A 22,814-nucleotide genomic window follows, 5' to 3' on the forward strand; every position below is an offset into this window, starting at 1 on the left:
CGTCCACCCACTCGTCGCCCGACGCGTCGTCGTGCACGACGACACCCTTCGGGACGTACGGCGCCGAGTCCCGGTCGCCGCGCACCCACGCGAGGCCCGCCGCGTCCGTGACGCCGAGGTCGGCGCGCAGGTCCGCCTCGCCGAGCGCGATGCCGTGCACGGAGCGGTGCGCGGCGATGTCGTAGGCGTGCTCGACACCCGTCGCCGACTCCAACAGGGCGTACAGGGGCGGGACTTCGACCGCCCAGTCCTGTACGCGGGTCAGGTCCGCGGGGCCGCCCACCTTCGGCAGGCGCAGCGCGTCGAGGCCGGGGAGCGGGGTGAGGCGGCGCACCTCCTGCTCGGCGAGCGGCCCGTCCAGCGCATTGACGCGGACGTGCACCGGCACCTTGTGCTTGTCGGCGAGGAGTTCGACGGTGGCGTCGAGCGCGTACGCCTTGCGGTCGGGGGCGACCGCGTCCTCCAGGTCGACCAGGACCACATCGGCGCCCGAGCCGAGTGCCTTGGCGACGACGTCGGGGCGGTCCCCGGGCACGTACAGCCAGGTCAGGAACGTCTTTTCCAGTGACTCGGTCATACCGCACCAGCCTCCCGCAAGGACGCGACGGCCGCCTCCGACAGGCCGAGCCCTCCCAGGATCTCGTCGGTGTCCGAGCCGTGCGGGCGGCCCGTCCACCGGATGGCGCCGGGGGTCTCGGAGAGGCGGAAGAGGACGTTCTGCATCTTGACCGTGCCGAGGTCCGGGTCGGGGAGTTCGGTGATCGAGTCGAGGGCCCGGTACTGCTCGTCGGCCAGGACGTCGCGGATGTCGTAGACCGGAGCGATGGCGGCCTCCGCCTTCTCGAAGGCCGCGACCACCTCGTCGCGGGTGTGCGCGGCGATCCAGCCGCCGACCGCCGCGTCGAGCTCGTCGGCGTGGAGCGCGCGGCCCGCCCCCGTCGTGAACCACTCCTCGTCGATGAACTCGGGCCGTCCGACCAGGTGCATCACGCGCTCCGCGATCGACTGCGCGGACGTCGACACCGCGACCCACTTCTCGTCCCTGGTGCGGTACGTGTTGCGCGGCGCGTTGTTCGTCGAGCGGTTCCCCGTGCGCGGCTGGACGTAGCCGAGCTGGTCGTACCAGGTGGCCTGCGGGCCGAGGATCGCCAGCATCGGCTCGATGATCGCCATGTCGACGACCTGGCCGCGGCCCGTCGTGTCCCGGCCGCGCAGCGCCGCCATCACGGCGTACGACGTGGCGAGCGCGGCGATGGAGTCGGCGAGGCCGAACGGCGGGAGGGTCGGCGGCCCGTCCGGCTGGCCGGTGATCGCGGCGAAACCGCTCATCGCCTCCGCGAGCGTGCCGAATCCGGGGCGGTGGGCGTACGGGCCGAACTGGCCGAAGCCGGTGACACGGGCGAGGACCAGACGCGGGTTGGCGGCGCTCAGCTCGTCCCAGCCGAGGTGCCACTTCTCCAGGGTGCCGGGGCGGAAGTTCTCGACGACGACGTCCGACTCGGCGACCAGCTTGAGGAGGACCTCGCGGCCGCCGGGGGAGGAGAGGTCGAGGGTGAGGTTCTTCTTGTTGCGGCCGAGGGTCTTCCACCAGAGGCCGACGCCGTCCTTGGACGGGCCGTGGCCGCGGGAGGGGTCGGGCCTGCGCGGGTGCTCGACCTTGATGACCTCGGCGCCGAAGTCGCCGAGCATCGTGGCGCAGATCGGCCCCGCGAAGAGGGTGGCGAGATCGAGGACGCGCAGGCCGGTGAGCGGGCCCTGGGGCGTTTCGGAGGCGGTGTCGGTGGTGTCGGCGGGGGGTGTCATGCGCGGGCCTCCAGGGTGAGCCGGGCCAGTTCGTCGAAGCCGATGCCGTCGAAGCCGGCGACCGTGGTGGCGAGCCGGTTCTTCAGCGGGGCGGTCCAGCGGTCGCCGAGCGCGTCCGGGTGCCCGGCGAGCAGACCGGCGATCGAGCCGGCGGTCGCGCCGTTGGAGTCGGTGTCCCAGCCGCCGCTCACCGCGCGGCAGATGGAGCCCTCGAAGTCGCCCTCGGCGTGGGTGAGGGCGGCGGAGAGGAGGGCGGCGTTGGGCAGGACGTGGACCCAGTGGTGGTCGGCGTAGGCGGCGTGCAGCTCGTCGACCGCCGTGTCGAAGTCCGCGTGTCTTCCGGCCAGTTCGATGCCGAGGCGGACCGCCTGGGCGTAGCGGGAGTGCGGGGGGACGACGGTGAGGCCCGTACGGAGCGCCGTGTGTACGTCCACCGTGCCCGATGCTGCGGCGGCGATGGCGGCGGCCGTGAACATCGCGCCGTACACGCCGTTCGCGGTGTGGGTGAGAACGGCGTCCCGGTGGGCGAGACGGGCTGCGCGGGCCGGGTCCCCGGGGTTGATCCAGCCGAAGACGTCGGCGCGGATCTGGGCGCCGATCCATTCGCGGAAGGGGTTGCGGTACGTCGCCGTGTGCGGGGGTTCGAGGCCGGTGAGGAGGTTGCGGTAGGCGATGCGTTCGGCGGTGAAGGTGCGGCCCGCGGGGAGTTCGTCGAGCCAGAGCTTGGCGACGTCGGCGGTGGTGAAGTCGGTGCCGTGGCGCTGGATCAACAGCAGGGCGAGGAGGGGGTAGTTGAGGTCGTCGTCCTCCGGCATGCCGTCGATGTTCTCGGCGAGGGAGGTGGGGGCGCTGCGGCGGTTCCAGGGGTAGCGGGCTGCGATCTCCCGGTCTAGGCCGACCTCCGTGAACCAGCCGTTCAGCGGCCAGTTCCCGGTGGACCGGGCGATGGCGCGGATGCCTTCGAGGGGCAGCTTCTCCACGGGTTTGCCGAGGAGGCAGCCGGCGGCGCGGCCGAGCCAGGCGGCGTGCAGCCGGTCGACCGGGGAGTCCTCTTCCCCCGCCCCGCCCCTTCCCGAAAGTCCTGCCGGACGGGCCTCCTCAATCGCCGGAGGGGCTCCAAATGGAGCCCCTCCGGCGATTGAGGAGCGGGGTCCGGGGCGGAGCCCCGGTTTCGGGAAGGGGCGGGGTGGGGGAGAGTTCTTCGTCGCGGACTCGATGGCCGCCAGGTCGGTCGGCTCTCCCAAAGGGGACCGCATCGCGGCGAGTTCGTCGAGCAACTGCTCGGCCAGGGCGCGCAGTTCGGGTGACGCCGGGGCGGCGGAGGCGCCGGCCCGGTCCGGCGCCAGGTGGCCGCCTGCCGCCACCCAGCGGGACGCGACCGCGGAACCGTCCCGACCGTCCTGCGCCGCTTGGCGCAGTTCGTGGCCGATCAGATCCTCGGGCTGCACCCAGGTCAGTCGCAGTGTCACAGGGAATCGCCTCGCGAGGACGCGCCGCTCAGATCGTCCGACCCGCTTGTCCGGCCGGGGGGCCGGGGGTTGTCCCCCGGGAAGGCGCTGTACGGCCCCGCCACCGCCGCGAACGCGGCATCGTGGGCGCGGCGCCGGTCCAGGTCCTTCGCATACACCTCGCGCGTGACGCGCGCGAGCGAGGCCGCCGGGCCGTGCAGGTCCAGCTTGCTGGCCCGCGCGATCTCGGCGCTCCACTCCTTGGGCACGGCCCCCTCCCCGTACAGCGCGCCGACGATCGCCCCGCTCATCGTGGCGATCGAGTCGCAGTCGCGGCCGTAGTTGACCGAGCCGAGCACGGTGTGCCGGAAGTCGCCGCGGCCGACCAGCAGCATGCCGAGGGCGACCGGGAGTTCCTCGATGGCGTGCAGGCGGGAGGGGCGGCGGGCGCCGAGTGACGGCTTGCGGTAGTCGGGGCCGACCGTGTCGAAGGGGGCGACCGCCTCGCGCAGCGGCTTCAGCGCGTCCTCGAAGTCGTCGTGGCGGGACGCCACTTCGCAGACCGCCTCGATCGCCGAGCGGGTGCCGTCCTTGGCGAGCGCGAGGGCGTCCTCGACGACGGACTCGGGCGTCGCGCCCGGCTTGTACGCGGCCGCGACCGCCGCCGCGAAGACGCCCGCCGCCTCCCGGCCGTACGAGGACTGGTGGGCGCCTGCCACATCGAGCGCCTCTTCGTACGCCTTCAGCGGGTTGCCCGCGTTGACCGCGCCGACGGGGGCCATGTACATCGCCGCGCCACAGTTCACGATGTTGCCGGCGCCCGCCTCGCGCGGGTCGATGTGACCGTAGTGGATCCGGGCCACGATCCACTTCTCGGCGAGGAAGATCCGCTGGAGGGGGAGGGCCTCGGCCTCGAGTTCCGGGATCCAGCGGGGAGTCGTCATCAGGTCGGGGACCAGGTGGTCGGCGACCGCGTACGCGTCCAGGTGGTCGCGGACCTTGTCGTAGACCCGGATCAGGGCGTGGGTCATGAGGGTGTCGTCCGTTACGTGGCCGTCGCCCTTGTGGTACGGCGCGATGGGCCGCGCCGTCTTCCAGTCGTCCTTGTAGAACGGCTCCACGATGCCGCGCACCCGGCCGCCGTGCCGCTCCGCGATGGCCTCCGGCGTCCAGCCCTCGACCGGGCCGCCGAGCGCGTCGCCCACGGCCGCGCCGACCAGGGCGCCGGTGGTGCGGTCTTCCAAGCTCATGGTGAAGTTCCTTCCGCTGCAAGGGAGTTCGAGGTGGCGCGGGCGAGCCGGCCGGCCAGGGTGGACAGCTCGGTTCCCGCGAGTTGCGGCAGCGCGCAGCCCGCGAGGATGTCGCAGGCGTCCCGCCAGGTGTGCGGCAGCGCCTCCGCGCCGCCGATGGCGCCGGTGAGGGCGCCGGTCAGGGCGGGCGCCGAGTCCGCGACGCGGGACAGGCAGGCCGCGGTGGGTACGGCCTCGGTGACCGATCCCGCGGCCGCCGTCGCCACGGCGAGTGCCACCGGGACGGTCTCTGCCGCCGCGATGCCGTAGCTGTAGACGTGGTCGACGATCTCGTGTTCCAGGACGGGTACGAGGGCGAACGCGTTGCCGGGGAGGCCGGGTCTGGCCGCCGCCGTGGCGCGGCCCAGCTCCACCGCGCGGTGCGCGTTGCGGTGGATCTCGGTGCCGGCCGGGAGTTGGGCGAGCGCCGCGTCCACGCAGGCGTCGACGTCCGCGCCGCCGAGCGCGGTCGCGACGGCCGCGGCCATCGCGCGGGCGCCGTGCACGCCGTCGCCGTCCTGGGTGTAGCGGGCGTCGAACTCGGCGAGTTCCGCGGCGAGTTCGGGCTCGCCCGGGTGGACGACCGCGAGGACCGCGGCGCGGACGCAGGCCGCGTCGTCGAAGTAGTGCGGGTTGTCGTGTCCTGTGGCGGGTGGGCGCAGGCCCGCCGCCAGGTTGCCGAGGCCGGCGCGGACCGAGATGCGGGCGCGCAGGGGGATGTCGGCGGACTCGATCTCGTCGGCGCGGGCCGCGGCCGCGGCGATCTCGTCGGCGAGGGTGTTCCAGGCGAGGGAGAGGGAGGAGCGGACGCGGTGGTCGGGTGGGAGGTCGCCGAGGCCGTCGGCGTGGGCGGAGAGGACGGCGAATGCGGTGAACGCGGCCCATTCCGCGTCGTCCGAGGGGCCCAGGCGGAGGGGTTCCGGGGGTTGGTTCAGGGCGATGGGGACGGGGAGGGTGGTGGTGGCGTTCTGCTCCGCGAAGGTGTCGAGTTCGCGGGTGAGGCGGCGGGTCCAGTCCGGTAGACGCGCCGCGCGGTGTCGTCCCGACGGCCAGCCGGCGGCGTCCCCTGCGGCGATCCCCAGGAGCAGGCCTTCGATGCGGTTGATGTTCGTGGAGGCGGATGTGGTTGCGCCCCTGGGGCTCTGCCCCAGACCCCGCTGCTCAATCGCCGCAGGGGCTTGATTGTCCGGACCTGCGCTTGAGTGCGCCACAGGGGCTTGATTGTCCGGACCTGCGCTTGAGTGCGCCGCAGGGGCTTGAATGGCGCGGTCCGGGTCGGTAAATCCAGCCCCGCCGGCGTTTGAGGCGCGGGGTCCGGGGCGGAGCCCCGTGGCGTGATCGGGATTCATGCCACCGCCCCCGTCCGGTCCGGTGGCGGAGGTGTCAGGCGGTCCGCGACGTCGAGGACGTGGCGGCCCGCCATTGACGGGAGGCAGCTGCCCCGGACGGGGCCGATGGCCGAGGCCCACGCCGGGGGGATCGCCGACGCGCCGCCGAGGGCACCGGCAAGCGCGCCCGCCACCGCCGCCGTCGTGTCCGCGTCGCGGCCCATGTTGACCGCCGTGAGGACCGATTCGCGGAAGTCGCCGCGGGCCACCGCGAACGCGCCGAAGGCGAGGCCGACCGCCTCGGGGGCGAGGTCCGTCCACGGGTAGCCGCCGATGACGACGGCCTTGCGGACCGCCCGCTCCATCGACAACTGCGTGCCGTCCGGGTCACGGCGGGCCCGCCGCGCCGTCGCGACCGCGCGGTGCAGGGAGCGCGCCGTCCACGAGTCCTCCGGGACGACCGAGAGCGCCGCCTGGACCACCGCGTCCGGGCTGTGGCTGACCATCGCCGCCGCGACCCCCGCCGCGACCGCCCGGCCGCCGTGGATGCCCTCCCCGTCGTGCGACACCGTGCCGTCGATCGCCACCAGGCGGGCCGCCTCGGCTGGGCGGCCCGCCGCGTACACCCCGAAGGGCGCCGCGCGCATCGCGAGGCCGTCGCTCCAGGCGTGCCGGTGCTGGGCGGAGATGGGGGCGGCGAGGCCCCTGCGGAGGTTTTCGAGCGTGCCGCGTTCGCTGAAACCGGCACCCTTGAAGGGGCCCTCGTCGCGGTCCGCGATCCACGTGTGCCAGGCCCTCTCGACGTGCCCGATGGTGAGGCCCGCGCCGTGCTCGGCGAGGAGGAGGCCCGAGAAGATCGCGTACTCGGTGTCGTCCGTGCCCGCCGGGTCGTCGGAGACGAAGCCCTCGATGCGGCCCCAGCGTTCGCGGATCTGGGACGGCTTCATGTTCTCCGCGGGCGCGCCGAGCGCGTCCCCGACGGCGAGCCCGAGGAGCGCCCCGCGGGCGCGGTCCCGCAGGGAGATCGCGGCCGCGGGGGGCGGGTGCGGAACGGTACGGAGTCTGCGTGACTGTGCCGGTCCTCCCGAGGGAGGGTCCGGTTCGACGCTGACGCTCATGGTGTGTTCGTGCTCATCTCTGGGGTTGTGCTGGTCGTACGCGGTGGGGCGGCTCAGCGTTGGTAGCGGTTCAGGATCAGATTGCCGTCGTCGGCCAGTCGTTTGCGCAGCTCTGTTACGCCGAACGCGCCGTTGTAGTACTCCTGGAAGGCCGGAGTGGCGATCTTGTCCTTCCATTCGGCGTAGCCCCGCACCCCGAGCACCGGGGACGGGCGCAGCGAGGCGGCCAGCTCCGAGCCGGTCCGCCAGCCGTACTTCTCGGTGGTCAGGGACGGGTCCTTGAGAGCCTCGCGGCTGGTGGGCAACAGCCAGTCGCCGCGCGCCAGTTGGACCTGGTGGTCGGCCCGCGTGAGGTAGGCGATGAACTGCGCCGCCGCCTTCTTGTGCCCGCTGTCCTCGGAGACGGACAGGGTCTGCGGGGCGACGCCCTGGGCAAGGCCGCCCGAGCCCTCGGGCATCGGCAGGACGGTCCAGTCGAAGCCCTTGGGGGCCTGCTGCTTGACCTGCTGTCGGAACGAGAAGTTGAGCGGCAGCATCGCGTACTTGCCCGCGAAGAAGCCGGGCAGCGTGTCCGAACCGGCCATGCCGAGCGCCGATTTCGGTGCGGTGTGCGCCTTGTCGACCTGCCGGTTGATCAGCCGGGCGACGGCCGAGTCGGCGGCGTCGTAGCGGATCTCGTTCTTGCCGTCCTCGCCCTTGTAGAAGATCTTGCCGCCGGTGGACTGCGCGAGGTTCACGGACTGGGTGACGGGCTCCTTCATCGACCAGGCGACGCCGTACCGCTCGGGCCTGCCGTCGCCGTTCTTGTCGTGCGTGAGCTTCTTGCTCGCCTTCTCGAACTCGGCCCAGGTCCACGGGTGTTGGACTGTGGGTGTGCGTACGCCCGACTGCTTCAGGAGCTTGTTGTTGACGACGAGTACGCGCGGCTCCTGGAGGAACGGGATGCCGTAGATCTTCTTCCCGTACGTCGTCGTGGCCCAGGACGCCTTCGGGATGTCCGCGCGCAGCGACTTCGGCAGGTAGGGGCTCAGGTCGGCGAGGTAGCCGCCGTGCCCGAAGTCGGTGAGGTCGGAGGCGTCGTCGTGGAAGATGTCCGGCGCCTTGCCGCCCTCGAAGGAGGTCAGCAGCTGGTCGTGGATGCTGTCCCAGACGCCCTGGACGTATCGGACCTTGACCTTGGAGTGGGTGTCGTTCCACCTCTTGACCAGGGCCTTGTTCGCCTCGATCGACTCCTTCTGCCAGGCGAGGCTGAGGAATTCGAGGGTGACCGTGCCGTCCGCCGACTCGGAGTCCGAGCCCGACCCGGAGCAGCCGGCGACCAGGGCGAGCGAGAGGGTGGCGGCGGCCGCCGCGAGGATCCTGCGCATCAGCCCTTCACCGCCCCGCTGAGCATGCCGCCGACGAGCCGCCGCTGGAGCAGCGCGAAGAAGACGAGGCTGGGGATCGTGGCGAGGACCGAGGCCGCGGCGAGCGGCCCGAGGTCCGCGACGCCCTCGGCGCCGAGGAAGCGGGTGAGGATGACCGACATCGTCTGGTTCTCCGGGGACTTGAGGAGGACGAGGGCGAAGAAGAACTCGTTCCAGGCGGTCACGAAGCTGAACATCAGCGTGGCCACCAGGCCGGGAGTGAGGAGCGGAAGGACCACGCTGGTCAGCGTGCGCAGCCGGCCCGCGCCGTCCACCGCCGCGGCCTCCTCAAGGGAGCGCGGCACCGACTTCACGTAGCCCTGGAGCATCCAGAGCGAGAAGGGCAGGTTCCAGACGACGTAGACGATGATCAGGCCGAAGAGGCTGTCGATCATCCGCAGGTTCTTCAGGACCAGGAACAGCGGGATGATGATCAGCACGAACGGGAACATCTGGCTGACCAGGATCCAGCCCGTGCCCGCCTGGCTGACGCGGGTCTTGTACCGGACCATGACGTACGAGGCCGGGACCGCGATCGCCACCGAGATCACGGAGGCGCTGACCGCGACGATCAGGCTGTTGAGCGCCGAGTGGAGCAGCGGCTGCGCGTCGAACGCGGCGCGGTAGTTGTCCAGGCTCGGATGCCGCGGCAGCCAGCTCGGGTCGATCGCGCCCAGCTCCTGCGGGGACTTGAAGGACGTCGAGATCAGCCACAGGAACGGGAAGGCCAGGAAGACCATGTAGCAGAGCAGCGCCGCGTACTGTCCGGCGCGGCCCGCGACCCGGGGGAGTGTCGTACTCGCGCTCATGCCGCCGCCTCCACGTCTTCCCTGAGCTTCTTACGGAGGAACAGCGTCAGCAGGATCGCGATCACCGCGACCATCGCCAGGCCCATCGCGGCCGCGTATCCGAACTGCCCGTATTTGAAGGCCTCTTCGTACGCGAACAGCATCGGGAGGCGGGTCTGTCCGCCGGGCCCGCCCTGCGTCAGTACGTAGACCAGGCCGAACGAGTTGAAGTTCCAGATGAAGTTGAGCGCTGTGATGGCGATGACCACCGGCTTCAGGGCCGGCCAGGTCACGGCCGTGAAGCGGCGCCACATTCCCGCGCCGTCCAGCTGCGCGGCCTCCCGCAGCTCGACCGGCACGTTCTGGAGCCCGGCCAGGAGCACCACCGTCGTCTGCGGCATGCCCGCCCACACGCCCACCACGATCACGGCGGGCAGCGCGTACGACAGGTCCGCGAGCCAGTCGACGTTCTCGTGGATGATCCCCAGCTGGGTCAGCGTCTTGTTCAGGACGCCCGCGTCCGAGTGGTAGACGAGCCGCCACATGATGCCGACGACGACCTCCGGCATCGCCCACGGGACGAGCGCCAGGGTGCGGGCCAGCCAGCGGAAGCGCAGATTCTGGTTGAGCAGCAGCGCGAGGCCGAGCGCCAGCACGAACTGCAGCGCCGTCACCGACACCGCCCACACCAGGCCGATCCGGAACGACTCCCAGAACAACGAGTCGTGGCGCAGGTCGAGGAAGTTGTCCAGGCCGACGAACCGGGTGGGGGAGGTCCGTCCCGCCTGAGAGTCGGTGAACGCGAGCGACAGGCCGTACAGGAGCGGGACCACGCTGAGTATCAGAATCGGGATCAGCGCGGGCATCAGCAGGAACCACGCGCCCCGGTCGAGGCCGAGCGCTCGCTTGCGCTGACCCGGCGTACGGGGTGGTGGTGTGCCGCGGCTGCCGGGGACGGCGCTGTCCCGTGGCGCGGTGAGACTCATGGGAATCCTCGGTGTCTCAACTGTCGGACGCCGCCCGGCCCGTGGAGGCGCGGACGACGAGGCGGGGAGGGGCGGTGGTGGTGCGGGGGGTGGGGTTCTCGGAGGTGCTTCCGGGTGCTTCCGGGGTGTCCAGGCGTTGCAGCAGCAGTTCGGCCGCGCGCCGCCCGCGCTCGGTGGAGCCCAGGTCGACGCTGGTCAGCGGGGGCCAGCCGGCCTGCGCGAGCACGCTGTCGTCCATCCCCGCGACCGCGACGTCCTCGGGTATCCGCAGGCCACGGGCGTGCAGGGCGCGGGCGGCGCCGAGCGCCAGCTGGTCGTTGGCGCCGAACACCGCGTCCGGCTTCAGGTCGAGGAGCGACTCGGCGGCCGCGGCCCCGGACTCGATGCCGAAGTCCGTGTGCACGACGAGCTCCGGGTCGTATACGAGGCCGCAGTCCGCGAGGGCCTTGCGGAAGCCCTCGCCGCGCTTGTGCCCGGGGACGGTGTCGGCGGGGCCGTTGACGAAGGCGATGCGGCGCCGGCCCGTCTCGTACAGATGGCGCACGGCGAGCGCGACGCCCTCGACGGAGTCGGCGCGCACGCTGTCGACCGGGACGCCGCTGGGCAGCGAGCCGATGACGACGACCGGGCCCGAGGCCGAGCGCAGCGCGTCCACATGGGCGTCCGTGATGCGGATGGGGCACAGGATGAGGCCGTCGCTGGTGCGGTCGCCGAGGCTGTGCAGCACGGCGAGCTCGTCCTCGGCGACGGCGTCCGTGGAGTGCAGGAGGAGGCGGTACCCGGCGGCCTTCGCGACGGACTGGATGGCGCGGACCATCGCCACGTAGACCGGGTTGCCGATGTCGGGCATCGCGAAGGTGAGCTGGCGGGTGCGGCCGTCCTTGAGGGAGCGGGCCACCGCGTTGGGTACGTAGCCGAGTTCGGCGGCGGCGCGCTCGACCTTGTCGACGGTGGCGGGGCGGGCCCCGATCCCGTTGAGCACACGGGAGACGGACGCGATGGAGACACCCGCGCGCTCGGCGATGGAGATGATCGTCGGCTGACCGCCACCGGTCGCCGCCGCCTGCGTCGTTCCCTTCGGCACCGCGCCTGCCCCCTTCGCCGTCATGCTGTAAACGTTTCCCGCTTCTGAAAACGTTTACGGATGTTGCGTCCTTGTTTCCCTGCCCGTCAACGCACCGATCATGTGATCCACCTCACGGGTGAGTCCGGGAAGGTGGAGGTCAGCGTGTTGCGCAGGGCGCAAAACCGCAGGTAAGTACGGCCTTCCTTGCTGGCAGGGCCGATTTTTCGCGCGTACTTTCGGATGCGTAGAAGCAGCAGTCACAGGGGATCGGGGTTCACGAGCATGACCATCATCGAGACCGGGGCGGCACTGCACGACGCCCACCGGGACAACCACACGCACCGTGACGTCAACGGTGGCTGGCTGCGCCCCGCGGTCTTCGGCGCGATGGACGGGCTCGTCTCCAACTTCGCGCTCATGGCCGGTGTCGCGGGCGGCGCCGCCTCGCAGCAGACGATCGTCATCACCGGCCTGTCGGGCCTCGCCGCCGGAGCCTTCTCCATGGCCGCGGGCGAGTACACCTCCGTGGCCTCCCAGCGTGAGCTGGTCGAGGCCGAACTCGACGTCGAGCGCCGTGAGTTGAGGAAGCATCCGGCCGACGAGGAGAAGGAGCTCGCCGAGCTGTACGTCTCCCGTGGCGTCGAGCCCGAGCTCGCGCACGAGGTGGCCAAGCAGCTGTCGCGGGACCCCGAGCAGGCCCTGGAGATACATGCGCGCGAGGAGCTGGGCATCGACCCCGGCGACCTGCCCTCGCCGATGGTCGCCGCCGTCTCGTCCTTCGGGGCGTTCGCGCTCGGCGCTCTGATCCCGGTGCTGCCCTATCTGCTCGGGGCGAGCGCGCTGTGGCCCGCCGTGCTGCTCGCGCTCGTCGGGCTCTTCGCGTGCGGTGCGGTCGTGGCCAAGGTGACGGCGCGTTCCTGGTGGTTCAGCGGACTGCGGCAGTTGGCCCTCGGTGGTGCCGCGGCGGGTGTGACGTATCTCCTGGGAAGCGTCTTCGGGACTTTTGCTGGTTGACGGGTCGGGGCCGTGGCCTGAAGATGCCTATACAGCGTCTTGCATAAGTAGTCGTTACCGCGCGGTTTCGATTACTTGACGACGGGGCATGAGCCGTAAGCGCTGGGGGCAATGAGGCCCGCGGCGCACGCCAGCACCACCCCGGCCCTCGGTCATCGATCTGCCCGGCGAGGCCTCTTCCGCCGCCACCCGCGGTGTCCGCATGATGGAACGCAGTATCCGGTTACCGAGAATCGCTCCATCATGTAACCTGCACGAAATTTTTTGAGCTGCACTTCTCCGCAGAGGGCCAACGTCGTCCCTCGGCACGTTCCTTGCCACGACGACGACGGGAGAGCCGATGCGTACCTCGCGCCAGCCGTCCCAGCATTCCAACAGCGCTCAGGCTTGGGCGCACATGGATGCTCGCCCTGCTGCCCAGGGCCTGTACGACCCGCGTAACGAGCACGACGCCTGTGGCGTCGGGTTCGTGGCCACCCTCACCGGCGAGGCGAGCCACACGCTGGTCGAGCAGGCGCTGACCGTTCTGCGAAACCTGGAACACCGCGGTGCCACCGGCTCCGAACCCGACTCGGGTGACGGCGCGGGCATCCTGTCCCAGGTTCCGGACGCCTTCCTGCGCGAGGTGGTCGACTTCGACCTCCCCGAGGCCGGTGCGTACGCCGTCGGTATCGCCTTCCTGCCCGAGGAGGGCACCGAGGAGTTCGTCTCGAATATCGAGACGATCGCCGCCGAAGAGGGCCTGAACGTCCTCGGCTGGCGCGAGGTCCCGGTCGCCCCGCAACTGCTCGGCGCCACCGCCCGCTCGACGATGCCGGCGTTCCGCCAGGTCTTCGTCGCGGACGGTGTCAACAAGGACATCGCGCTCGACCGCAAGGCGTTCGTGCTGCGCAAGCGCGCCGAGCGCGAGGCCGACGTGTACTTCCCGTCGCTCTCCGCGCGCACGATCGTCTACAAGGGCATGCTGACCACCGGCCAGCTGGAGCCCTTCTTCCCGGACCTGTCCGACCGCCGCTTCGCATCCGCGATCGCGCTCGTGCACTCCCGGTTCTCCACGAACACGTTCCCGTCGTGGCCGCTCGCGCACCCGTACCGCTTCGTCGCGCACAACGGTGAGATCAACACCGTCAAGGGCAACCGCAACTGGATGCGCGCCCGTGAGTCGCAGCTCGGCTCCGACCTGTTCGGTTCGTCCCAGGAGACGCTGGAGCGGATCTTCCCGGTCTGTACGCCGGACGCCTCCGACTCGGCGTCCTTCGACGAGGTCCTCGAACTGCTGCACCTCGGTGGCCGTTCGCTGCCGCACAGCGTCCTGATGATGATCCCGGAGGCCTGGGAGAACCACGCCTCCATGGCCCCGGCCAGGCGCGCCTTCTACCAGTACCACTCCAACCTGATGGAGCCCTGGGACGGCCCGGCCTGCGTCACCTTCACCGACGGCACCCAGGTCGGCGCCGTTCTCGACCGCAACGGTCTGCGCCCCGGCCGCTACTGGGTCACCGACGACGGCCTTGTCGTCCTCGGCTCCGAGGTCGGTGTCCTCGACATCGACCCGGCCAAGGTCGTCAAGAAGGGCCGGCTGCAGCCCGGCCGGATGTTCCTCGTGGACACCGCCGAGCACCGCATCATCGAGGACGACGAGATCAAGGACGCTCTCGCCTCCGAGCACCCCTACGAGGAGTGGCTCGAGGCCGGCGAGATCGAGCTCTCCGACCTCCCCGAGCGCGAGCACATCGTGCACACGCACGCCTCCGTCACGCGCCGCCAGCAGACCTTCGGCTACACCGAGGAAGAGCTGCGCATCCTCGTCGCGCCGATGGCCAAGGCCGGCGCCGAGCCGATCGGCTCGATGGGCACCGACACCCCGATCGCGGCGCTCTCCGCCCGCCCGCGGCTGCTCTTCGACTACTTCACGCAGCTGTTCGCGCAGGTCACGAACCCGCCGCTGGACGCCATCCGCGAGGAGCTCGTCACCTCGCTGCGCTCCCCGCTGGGCCCCGGCAGCAACCTCCTGGAGCCCACGGCCGCCACGTGCCGCGCGGTCACCCTGCCCTTCCCGGTGATCGACAACGATGAGCTCGCCAAGCTCATCCACATCAACGCCGACGGCGACATGCCCGGCATGAAGGCCGTGACCCTGTCCGGCCTGTACCGGGTGCACGGCGGCGGCGACTCGCTCGCCGCCCGGATCGACGAGATCTGCGCCGAGGCCGACGCCGCCCTCGAGGCCGGCGCCCACCTGATCGTGCTCTCCGACCGGCACTCGGACGCCGAGCACGCGCCGATCCCCTCGCTGCTGCTCACGGCCGCCGTTCACCACCACCTCATCCGTACGAAGAAGCGCACCCAGGTGGGCCTCCTCGTCGAGGCCGGTGACGTGCGCGAGGTCCACCACGTGGCCCTGCTCATCGGTTTCGGTGCCGCGGCCGTCAACCCGTACCTCGCCATGGAGTCGGTCGAGGACCTGGTCCGCGCCGGCACCTTCCTCGCGGACATAGAGGCCGAGGACGCGATCAGGAACCTGATCTACGCGCTCGGCAAGGGCGTCCTCAAGGTCATGTCCAAGATGGGCATCTCGACTGTCGCCTCCTACCGGGGCGCGCAGGTCTTCGAGGCCGTCGGCCTCGACGAGGCCTTCGTCGAGAAGTACTTCAACGGCACCGCCACCAAGATCGGCGGCGCCGACCTGCGCGTCGTCGCCGACGAGGTCGCCGCCCGGCACGCCAAGGCGTACCCCGCCTCCGGCATCGCGCCCGCGCACCGCGCGCTCGACATCGGCGGCGAGTACCAGTGGCGCCGCGAGGGCGAGCCGCACCTGTTCGACCCGGAGACGGTGTTCCGACTCCAGCACGCGACCCGTTCGCGCAGCTACGACATCTTCAAGAAGTACACGGACCGCGTGAACGAGCAGTCCGAGCGGCTCATGACGCTGCGCGGCCTGTTCGGCTTCAAGGCGGAGGGCCGCGAGCCGATCTCCATCGACGAGGTCGAGCCGGTTTCCGAGATCGTCAAGCGGTTCTCGACCGGCGCCATGTCGTACGGCTCCATCTCGATGGAGGCGCACGAGACTCTCGCCATCGCCATGAACCAGCTGGGCGGCAAGTCCAACACCGGTGAGGGCGGCGAGGACGCGGAGCGCCTGTACGACCCGGCGCGCCGCTCGTCGATCAAGCAGGTGGCCTCCGGCCGCTTCGGCGTGACCAGCGAGTACCTCGTCAACTCCGACGACATCCAGATCAAGATGGCGCAGGGCGCCAAGCCCGGCGAGGGCGGCCAGCTGCCCGGCCACAAGGTCTACCCGTGGGTCGCCAAGACGCGTCACTCGACGCCGGGCGTGGGCCTGATCTCCCCGCCGCCGCACCACGACATCTACTCCATCGAGGACCTGGCTCAGCTGATCCACGACCTCAAGAACGCCAACCCGCAGGCCCGCATCCACGTGAAGCTGGTCTCCGAGGTCGGCGTGGGTACGGTCGCGGCCGGTGTGTCCAAGGCGCACGCGGACGTCGTCCTGATCTCGGGTCACGACGGCGGCACGGGCGCCTCGCCGCTCACCTCGCTCAAGCACGCCGGTGGCCCCTGGGAGCTCGGCCTCGCCGAGACCCAGCAGACGCTGCTGCTCAACGGCCTGCGCGACCGCATCGTCGTGCAGACCGACGGTCAGCTGAAGACCGGCCGCGATGTGCTGATCGCCGCGCTGCTCGGCGCCGAGGAGTTCGGTTTCGCGACCGCGCCGCTCGTCGTCTCCGGCTGCGTCATGATGCGCGTCTGCCACCTGGACACCTGCCCGGTCGGCATCGCCACGCAGAACCCGACGCTGCGCGAGCGGTTCTCCGGCAAGGCCGAGTACATCGTCAACTTCTTCCAGTTCATCGCCGAAGAGGTCCGCGAGCTGCTCGCCGAGATGGGCTTCCGCTCCATCGAGGAGGCCGTCGGCCACGCCGAACTCCTCGACACCGACCGGGCCGTGAACCACTGGAAGGCGCAGGGCCTCGACCTGGAGCCGCTGTTCCACGTGCCGGACCTGCCCGAGGGCGCCGTCCGGCACCGGATGATCGAGCAGGACCACGGCCTGGAGAAGGCGCTCGACAACGAGCTGATCAAGCTCGCCGCCGACGCCCTCGCCGCGAACGACCAGACGGACGCGCAGCCGGTCCGCGCCCAGGTCGCCATCCGCAACATCAACCGCACGGTCGGCACCATGCTCGGCCACGAGGTGACGAAGAAGTTCGGTGGCGCGGGTCTGCCCGACGACACCATCGACATCACCTTCACGGGTTCGGCGGGCCAGTCCTTCGGCGCGTTCGTGCCGCGCGGTGTGACGCTGCGCCTGGAGGGCGACGCCAACGACTACGTCGGCAAGGGCCTCTCCGGCGGCCGCGTCATCGTCCGCCCGGACCGCGGCGCCGACCACCTCGCCGAGTACTCGACGATCGCCGGCAACACCATCGCGTACGGCGCGACGGGCGGCGAGCTGTTCCTGCGCGGCCGCACCGGCGAGCGCTTCTGCGTCCGCAACTCCGGTGCCACGGTCGTCTCGGAGGGCGTGGGCGATCACGGCTGCGAGTACATGACCGGCGGTCACGCGGTGGTCCTCGGCGAGACGGGCCGCAACTTCGCGGCCGGTATGTCGGGCGGCATCGCGTACGTCATCGACCTGAACCTCGATCACGTGAACGCCGGAAACGCCTCGGCGGTCGACGTCCTCGACGACACCGACAAGCAGTGGCTGCACGACGTGGTGCGCCGCCACGCCGAGGAGACCGGCTCGACGGTGGCCGAGAAGCTCCTCGCCGAGTGGTCCACCGCTGTGGAGCGCTTCACGAAGATCATCCCCAGCACGTACAAGGCAGTGCTCGCCGCCAAGGACGCCGCCGAGCGAGACGGTCTCTCGGAGACCGAGATCACCGAGAAGATGATGGAGGCGGCGACCAATGGCTGATCCCAAGGGCTTTCTCAACCATGGCCGCGAAGTCGCGCAGACCCGCCCGGTCGACGAGCGCGTCAAGGACTGGAACGAGGTCTACGTTCCCGGCTCCCTGCTGCCCATCATCAGCAAGCAGGCGTCCCGCTGCATGGACTGCGGCATCCCGTTCTGCCACAACGGCTGCCCGCTGGGGAACCTGATCCCCGAGTGGAACGACTACGCGTACCGCGAGGACTGGTCGGCCGCGCAGGAGCGCCTGCACGCGACGAACAACTTCCCTGAATTCACTGGGCGGTTGTGCCCGGCTCCGTGCGAGTCGGCGTGTGTGCTCGGCATCAACCAGCCGGCCGTGACCATCAAGAACGTCGAGGTCTCGATCATCGACCAGGCGTGGGACCGGGGCGATGTCGCCCCGCAGATCCCCGAGCGCCTGTCGGGCAAGACCGTCGCCGTCATCGGCTCGGGCCCGGCCGGTCTGGCCGCCGCCCAGCAGCTGACGCGGGCCGGTCACACGGTCGCCGTCTACGAGCGCGCCGACCGCATCGGCGGCCTGCTCCGCTACGGCATCCCCGAGTTCAAGATGGAGAAGCGCCACATCAACCGCCGCATCGAGCAGATGCGCGCGGAGGGCACCAAGTTCCGCACCGGTGTCGAGGTCGGCCGCGACATCGACGCCGCGGGCCTGCGCAAGCGCTACGACGCCGTGGTCGTGGCGGCGGGCGCGACCGTGTCGCGTGATCTCCCGGTTCCCGGCCGTGAGTTGAACGGCATCCACTACGCGATGGAGTACCTGCCCCTCTCCAACAAGGTGCAGGAGGGCGACTACGTCCAGCCGCCCATCACCGCCGAGGGCAAGCACGTCGTCGTGATCGGTGGCGGTGACACCGGCGCCGACTGCGTGGGCACCGCCCACCGCCAGGGCGCCGCCTCGGTGACGCAGCTGGAGATCATGCCGCAGCCCAACGAGGAGCGGAACACGACCACGCAGCCGTGGCCGACGTTCCCGATGCTCTACAAGGTCACCTCGGCCCACGAGGAGGGCGGCGAGCGCATCTACTCGGCGGGCACCACCCACTTCGAGGGTGACGAGGACGGCAACGTCCAGTGGCTGCACCTCGCCGAGGTCGAGTTCGTCGACGGCAAGCTCGTCAACAAGCCCGGCACCGAGCGCAAGATCCCGGCGCAGCTGGTCACCCTCGCGATGGGCTTCACGGGCACGGACCAGGAGAACGGTCTGGTCTCGCAGTTCGGCCTCGACCTCGACGCGCGCGGCAACGTCGACCGTGACGCCGAGTTCCAGACCAACGTCCCCGGCGTGTTCGTCGCCGGTGACGCGGGCCGCGGCCAGTCCCTCATCGTGTGGGCCATCGCGGAGGGCCGCTCGGCCGCCCGCGGCGTGGACCGCTTCCTGACCGGGGTGTCGGAGCTGCATGCCCCGATCCGTCCCACGGACCGCTCGCTGACCGTATGACCCGCACGGCCTGACAGGCCGTCAACACACGTCCCGTACAACGGCGTACGGAACTGAGCGCGACGCTCGCCCTACAGTCCCCGACCGGACGCTGGGCGGGCGTCGCGGTGCGTTCGGCCGTCCACCCGTTCAGCCCGCGATGCGGAACGTCTCCCCGTACACCTTCCACGTCAGCGGCGTCTTCAGGGACAGGTTGCCGTCGTAGAGGAACTGGCGCTGCGCCGTGTCGATGCGGGTCGTGTCGCGGTCGGGGTTCTTGGCCTTCATGGCCCTGCGGCGCTGGTCCAGGAAGATGTCCAGGTACGCCTTCTCGCGGCCGCCCTGGGACGGGGTGTCGGCCTCCTTGAGGGCGGCCTCGCGCAGGCCGTAGAAGCCGTGCGGTCCGGTGCCGGGGCCGTGCAGGACCATCGCGTCGTAGTAGATGAACTGGCCGAGCGTGCCCAGGCCGTCGAGCTTGGCGAGGCGGACCGCCGGGCCGAAGTAGCCGCGGTCGCGCTCCTTCTCCTGGATGTCCTGGAAGGCCTTGTGCGTGGCCTCCTGCTTCCACGCCGCGGTGAAGCCGGGGTCGAGGCCCTTGTGGGAGTCCGTGCCGTCGACCTTGCGCAGGGCCGGGAGGTAGCGGGCGAGACCGTTGTCCGGGTGGGCCTTGGTGTAGCGCTCGACCAGGGTCAGCAGGTCGTGGGTGCCGGTGCAGAAGCCGATGATGCCCGCCGTGTAGCCCTGGCCGTCGTCGATGTCCTCGATGTAGCCGTACTGGCCGCGCCAGTCGAGGGTCGAGTTCTCGGCGCTGGCGACGATCCGCTGCGCCAGGTCCTTCTTCCGTGGGGCGGCGAGGCCGGGCGGCAGGCTCGCGATCAGCTTGTTGTCCGCCTTGCGCTCCGCTTCGGACTGGTCGCCGGGGTGGGCCGGGGCGGAGGTGGTGGGGCGTGGGCCCGCTCCGTCCTGTGTGTCGTCCGGTGACAGGAGGTAGACGGCGGCCGTGGCGAGTGGGGCCACGGCTATGAAGGAGAGGAGCAGGCAGCCCGCGCGTTTCATGCGGCACAGATTAAGCGAGTGTGTGCGCGACGTGGCGACCGGTGTCCGTTCCTGGGGCGGCAACGGCGTTACGGCCACGGGGCTCCGCCCCGGACCCCGCTGCTCAATCGCCGCAGGGGCTTGAATTGCTCACCCGCTCCCGGCACTCCGCCGGCGTGCCCCACGCGTCCCGTAGTGGGCGGGCCTTGCGGAGCCATAGGGACAGGTCCAATTCCTCCGTGTAGCCGACGGCGCCGTGGAGTTGGAGAGCGGCCCGCGCCGCCGCGTACGCCGCCTCGCCCGCCGCCAGCTTCGCCGCCGCGACGTCGGTCGACGTCATCGTGAGCGCCGCCCCGAACAGCAGTGGCCGCGCGAACTCCAGGCCCACCAGCGCGTCCGCGAGCCGGTGCTTGACCGCCTGGAACGAGCCGATCGGGACTCCGAACTGTTCGCGCTGCTTCGCGTAGTCGACCGTGCGCCGGAGCAGTTCCAGGCCCACGCCGAGCGACTGCGCCGCCGTCAGGAACGACGCCATGTCCGACGCCTCCCGCACCTGCGCGCCGCGCGCGACGACCTCGCCGCCCTCGGGCACGAACAGCCGCCGCGCCGGATCGGCGGACTCCCGCAGCGGCCCGTACCCGGCGGCGAGCCGCACCGCGTCGCCGTCCACCACGAACACGGCGTCCGCCGAATCCGCGTCCAGCGCGTACGGGCCCGCGGCCAGCGTCACCGCCGCCTCCCCGGCCGCGATCCGGGGCAGCCACTCCTTCCCGGCCTCCGTACCGTTCAGCAGCATCGCCACCGCCGCCGTCTCGACCACCGGACCCGGCACCGCGTGGCGTCCCAACTCCACGTAGGACAGTGCCAGTTCTACGGGCAGCGGGCCCACCCCCTCGTACGCCTCCGGGACCGCGAGCGCGAACACCCCCGCCTCCGCGAGCCGCCCCCACACCGCGCGACCGGGCCCGGCGTCGCCGCCCGCCCACGCGCGGACCGCCGACGGGGTGTCCGCCGCCGTGAGCATCCGGTCGAGCGTGCGGCCGAACTCGGCCTGCTCCGCGTCCAGGAGGAACCTCATCAGCGGCGTCCCTTCGGCAGGCCGAGCAGGCGCTCGGCGATGATGTCGCGCTGGATCTCGTTCGTACCGGCGTAGATGGGGCCGGCCAGAGAGAAGGTGTAACCCTCCGACCACTCGCCCTCCGCCAACTCGCCGTCCGCACCGAGGAGTTCCAGCGCCGTCTCGTGCAGCGCGATGTCGTACTCCGACCAGAACACCTTGTTCAGGCTCGACTCCGCCCCGATCTGCTCGCCCGCCGCGAACCGCGACGCGTTGCCGTACGTGAACAGCTGGTACGCGCGCGCACCGACCACCGCGTCCGCCACCCGGTCCCGCAGCGCCGGATCCGCGCCGCGCTCCCGCCACAGCCCGAGCAGCCGGTCGGCGGAGGCGAGGAAGCGGCCGGGGGAGCGGAGCATGAGCCCCCGCTCGTTCCCCGTCGTCGACATCGCGATGCGCCAGCCCTTGCCGACCTCCCCGATCACATCCTCGTCGGGCACGAACACGTCGTCCAGGAACAGCTCGGCGAAGGCCGGCTTGCCGTCGATGCGGCCGATCGGCCGGACCGTGACCCCGGGCGCGCGCAGGTCGAACATCAGGTACGTGAGCCCGTGATGGGGCTTGGCCGCCTCCGGGTCCGTACGGAAGATGCCGAACGCCCGGTCCGCGAAGGCCGCCCGCGACGACCACGTCTTCTGCCCGCTCAGCAGCCACCCGCCGTCCGTGCGCACCGCCCGCGAGCGCAGCGCCGCCAGGTCGGAGCCCGCCTCCGGCTCCGACCAGGCCTGCGCCCAGATCACCTCGCCGCTCGCCATCGACGGCAGCACGCGCGCCCGCTGCTCGTCCGTCGCGTGGTCGAAGAGCGTGGGGGCCAGGAGGTTGATGCCGTTCTGTGAGACTCGGCCAGGGGCCCCCGCCGCGTAGTACTCCTCCTCGAAGATCAGCCACTTGAAGATGTCGACGCCACGGCCCCCGAACTCCTCGGGCCACGACACGACCGACCAGCGGTCCGCGGACATCTCGGCCTCCCACGCGCGGTGCGCGGCGAAGCCCTCCGAGGTCTCCAGGGAGGGGAGCGGCTCGGCCGGTACGTGCGCGGCGAGCCATGCCCGCGCCTCCTCGCGGAACGCGTCCTGATCCGGGGTGAACTCCAGGTTCATCGGGAGCCCGCCTCCTTCATCGCGCGCACGTCCATGCCGCCCAGCGAATCCGCGGCCGTCTCCGCGTTGTGCGCGTGCGCCAGGTGGTGCAGGCCGAAGACCGAGTCCATGCCCGCGTGCAGGCCTTGCAGATCCTCCGCCTGGTTCACCGCGCGCTTGGTCAGCGCGAGTCCGAGCCGCGGCATCTCGCTCACCCGGTCCGCCAGGTCGTGCGTGGCGGCGGCCAGTTCCTCCCGGGGCGCCACCCGGTTGACCATCCCCACCTCGTACGCCCTGCGCGCGCTCATCCGCTCGCCCGTGAACAGGAACTCCTTGGCGATCCGCGGCGGCATCGCCCACGGGTGCGCGAAGTACTCGACGCCCGGTATCCCCATCCGGACGACGGGGTCGGCGAAGAACGCGTCCTCGCTCGCCACGATCAGGTCGCACACCCAGGCCAGCATCAACCCGCCCGCGACGCACGCCCCTTGCACCGAGGCGATCACCGGCTTCGGCAGCTCGCGCCAGCGCCTGCACATGCCGAGGTACACCTCCGACTCGCGGGCGAACCGCGACTCGGCGCCCCGCTTGTCGGAGTGGTCCCACCACAGCCCCGCCCGCCGCTCGAACGGCAGGTGCGCGTCCCGCTCGGGCGTCCCGATGTCGTGCCCCGCGGAGAAGTGCTCGCCCGCGCCCGCGAGGACGATCACCTTCACGTCCTCGTCCTCCGCGGCTCGGTAGAAGGCCGAGTCCAGGGCGTATGTCATCGCCGAGTTCTGCGCGTTGCGGTATTTCGGGCGGTTCATCGTCACGTGGGCGACCCGGCCCCTGACCTCGTACAGGACGGGAGAGTCGGGACTGGTGTCGGGGCCGGTCTCGGCGGACTGCGCTGCGGGCATCGGAAACATCCTTCCCTAACAAGTGTTTGGTAGGTTAGCTTATGAGCACGGACAGCGTCGA

General features: G+C 71.1%; 17 protein-coding genes. 3 read left to right on the plus strand and 14 right to left on the minus strand.

All coding sequences use genetic code 11. From position 1 onward, the window contains the following. From OKJ99_RS37940 to OKJ99_RS37985, 10 genes are all read right to left on the minus strand, one after another. Positions 1 to 577 (minus strand): HpcH/HpaI aldolase/citrate lyase family protein (locus tag OKJ99_RS37940; protein WP_326022969.1); only part of this gene is annotated, 577 nt, incomplete at its 3' end. Continuing rightward, positions 574 to 1,803: a CaiB/BaiF CoA transferase family protein gene (locus OKJ99_RS37945; protein WP_326022970.1), complete on the minus strand. Its 1,230-nt coding sequence runs from the start codon at positions 1,801 to 1,803 to the stop codon at positions 574 to 576. The genes OKJ99_RS37940 and OKJ99_RS37945, both read right to left, overlap by 4 nt. After that, the gene (locus OKJ99_RS37950; RefSeq protein ID WP_326022971.1) at positions 1,800 to 3,272 is read right to left on the minus strand and encodes an ADP-ribosylglycohydrolase family protein; all 1,473 of its coding nucleotides are present in this window, start codon (positions 3,270 to 3,272) and stop codon (positions 1,800 to 1,802) included. The genes OKJ99_RS37945 and OKJ99_RS37950 overlap by 4 nt, the downstream gene beginning before the upstream one ends. After that, positions 3,269 to 4,501: an ADP-ribosylglycohydrolase family protein gene (locus OKJ99_RS37955; RefSeq protein WP_326022972.1), complete on the minus strand. Its 1,233-nt coding sequence runs from the start codon at positions 4,499 to 4,501 to the stop codon at positions 3,269 to 3,271. Before OKJ99_RS37955 ends, OKJ99_RS37950 begins: the two co-directional genes overlap by 4 nt. After that, complete coding sequence (locus OKJ99_RS37960) at positions 4,498 to 5,889, minus strand: ADP-ribosylglycohydrolase family protein (RefSeq protein ID WP_326022973.1); 1,392 nt, start codon at positions 5,887 to 5,889, stop codon at positions 4,498 to 4,500. The genes OKJ99_RS37955 and OKJ99_RS37960 overlap by 4 nt, the downstream gene beginning before the upstream one ends. Next, positions 5,886 to 6,986, minus strand: coding sequence for an ADP-ribosylglycohydrolase family protein (locus tag OKJ99_RS37965; protein WP_326022974.1), 1,101 nt, complete (start codon positions 6,984 to 6,986; stop codon positions 5,886 to 5,888). The genes OKJ99_RS37960 and OKJ99_RS37965 overlap by 4 nt, the downstream gene beginning before the upstream one ends. Before the next feature lie 53 nt (positions 6,987 to 7,039). Next, entirely contained in the window at positions 7,040 to 8,353 is a 1,314-nt protein-coding gene (locus OKJ99_RS37970; protein ID WP_326022975.1) for an ABC transporter substrate-binding protein, read from the minus strand. Next, the gene (locus tag OKJ99_RS37975) at positions 8,353 to 9,201 is read right to left on the minus strand and encodes a carbohydrate ABC transporter permease (protein ID WP_326022976.1); all 849 of its coding nucleotides are present in this window, start codon (positions 9,199 to 9,201) and stop codon (positions 8,353 to 8,355) included. Before OKJ99_RS37975 ends, OKJ99_RS37970 begins: the two co-directional genes overlap by 1 nt. After that, complete coding sequence (locus OKJ99_RS37980) at positions 9,198 to 10,166, minus strand: carbohydrate ABC transporter permease (RefSeq protein WP_326022977.1); 969 nt, start codon at positions 10,164 to 10,166, stop codon at positions 9,198 to 9,200. Before OKJ99_RS37980 ends, OKJ99_RS37975 begins: the two co-directional genes overlap by 4 nt. 16 nt (positions 10,167 to 10,182) lie before the next feature. After that, the gene (locus OKJ99_RS37985) at positions 10,183 to 11,274 is read right to left on the minus strand and encodes a LacI family DNA-binding transcriptional regulator (RefSeq protein ID WP_326022978.1); all 1,092 of its coding nucleotides are present in this window, start codon (positions 11,272 to 11,274) and stop codon (positions 10,183 to 10,185) included. A 240-nt stretch (positions 11,275 to 11,514) separates the two neighbouring features. Here OKJ99_RS37985 and OKJ99_RS37990 point away from each other — a divergent pair, with 240 nt between their 5' ends. The 3 genes from OKJ99_RS37990 to OKJ99_RS38000 all read left to right on the plus strand — a co-directional run bounded on the left by OKJ99_RS37990 (position 11,515) and on the right by OKJ99_RS38000 (position 18,644). Next, the gene (locus OKJ99_RS37990) at positions 11,515 to 12,246 is read left to right on the plus strand and encodes a VIT1/CCC1 transporter family protein (protein ID WP_326022979.1); all 732 of its coding nucleotides are present in this window, start codon (positions 11,515 to 11,517) and stop codon (positions 12,244 to 12,246) included. Positions 12,247 to 12,586: 340 nt separating this feature from the next. After that, on the plus strand, positions 12,587 to 17,188 hold the full coding sequence (gene gltB / locus OKJ99_RS37995; RefSeq protein WP_326022980.1) for a glutamate synthase large subunit: 4,602 nt from the start codon (positions 12,587 to 12,589) through the stop codon (positions 17,186 to 17,188). Then, positions 17,181 to 18,644 (plus strand): glutamate synthase subunit beta, encoded by a 1,464-nt coding sequence (locus OKJ99_RS38000; protein WP_326022981.1) that lies wholly within the window; start codon positions 17,181 to 17,183, stop codon positions 18,642 to 18,644. Before gltB ends, OKJ99_RS38000 begins: the two co-directional genes overlap by 8 nt. A gap of 129 nt (positions 18,645 to 18,773) precedes the next feature. On the opposite strand, the gene OKJ99_RS38005 is transcribed toward OKJ99_RS38000, so the two are convergent. From OKJ99_RS38005 to OKJ99_RS38020, 4 genes are all read right to left on the minus strand, one after another. Further along, positions 18,774 to 19,679: a chitosanase gene (locus tag OKJ99_RS38005; RefSeq protein WP_326022982.1), complete on the minus strand. Its 906-nt coding sequence runs from the start codon at positions 19,677 to 19,679 to the stop codon at positions 18,774 to 18,776. Positions 19,680 to 19,782: 103 nt separating this feature from the next. Further along, a complete protein-coding gene (locus tag OKJ99_RS38010) occupies positions 19,783 to 20,736 on the minus strand; it encodes an acyl-CoA dehydrogenase family protein (RefSeq protein ID WP_326022983.1) in 954 nt (317 codons plus the stop codon). Continuing rightward, a complete protein-coding gene (locus OKJ99_RS38015) occupies positions 20,736 to 21,875 on the minus strand; it encodes an acyl-CoA dehydrogenase family protein (RefSeq protein WP_326022984.1) in 1,140 nt (379 codons plus the stop codon). The genes OKJ99_RS38010 and OKJ99_RS38015 overlap by 1 nt, the downstream gene beginning before the upstream one ends. Beyond that, on the minus strand, positions 21,872 to 22,753 hold the full coding sequence (locus OKJ99_RS38020) for an enoyl-CoA hydratase (protein ID WP_326022985.1): 882 nt from the start codon (positions 22,751 to 22,753) through the stop codon (positions 21,872 to 21,874). The genes OKJ99_RS38015 and OKJ99_RS38020 overlap by 4 nt, the downstream gene beginning before the upstream one ends. Positions 22,754 to 22,814: the final 61 nt, after the last annotated feature.

Source organism: Streptomyces endophyticus (assembly GCF_035798155.1).
In the GTDB taxonomy this organism is placed as follows: domain Bacteria; phylum Actinomycetota; class Actinomycetes; order Streptomycetales; family Streptomycetaceae; genus Streptomyces; species Streptomyces endophyticus.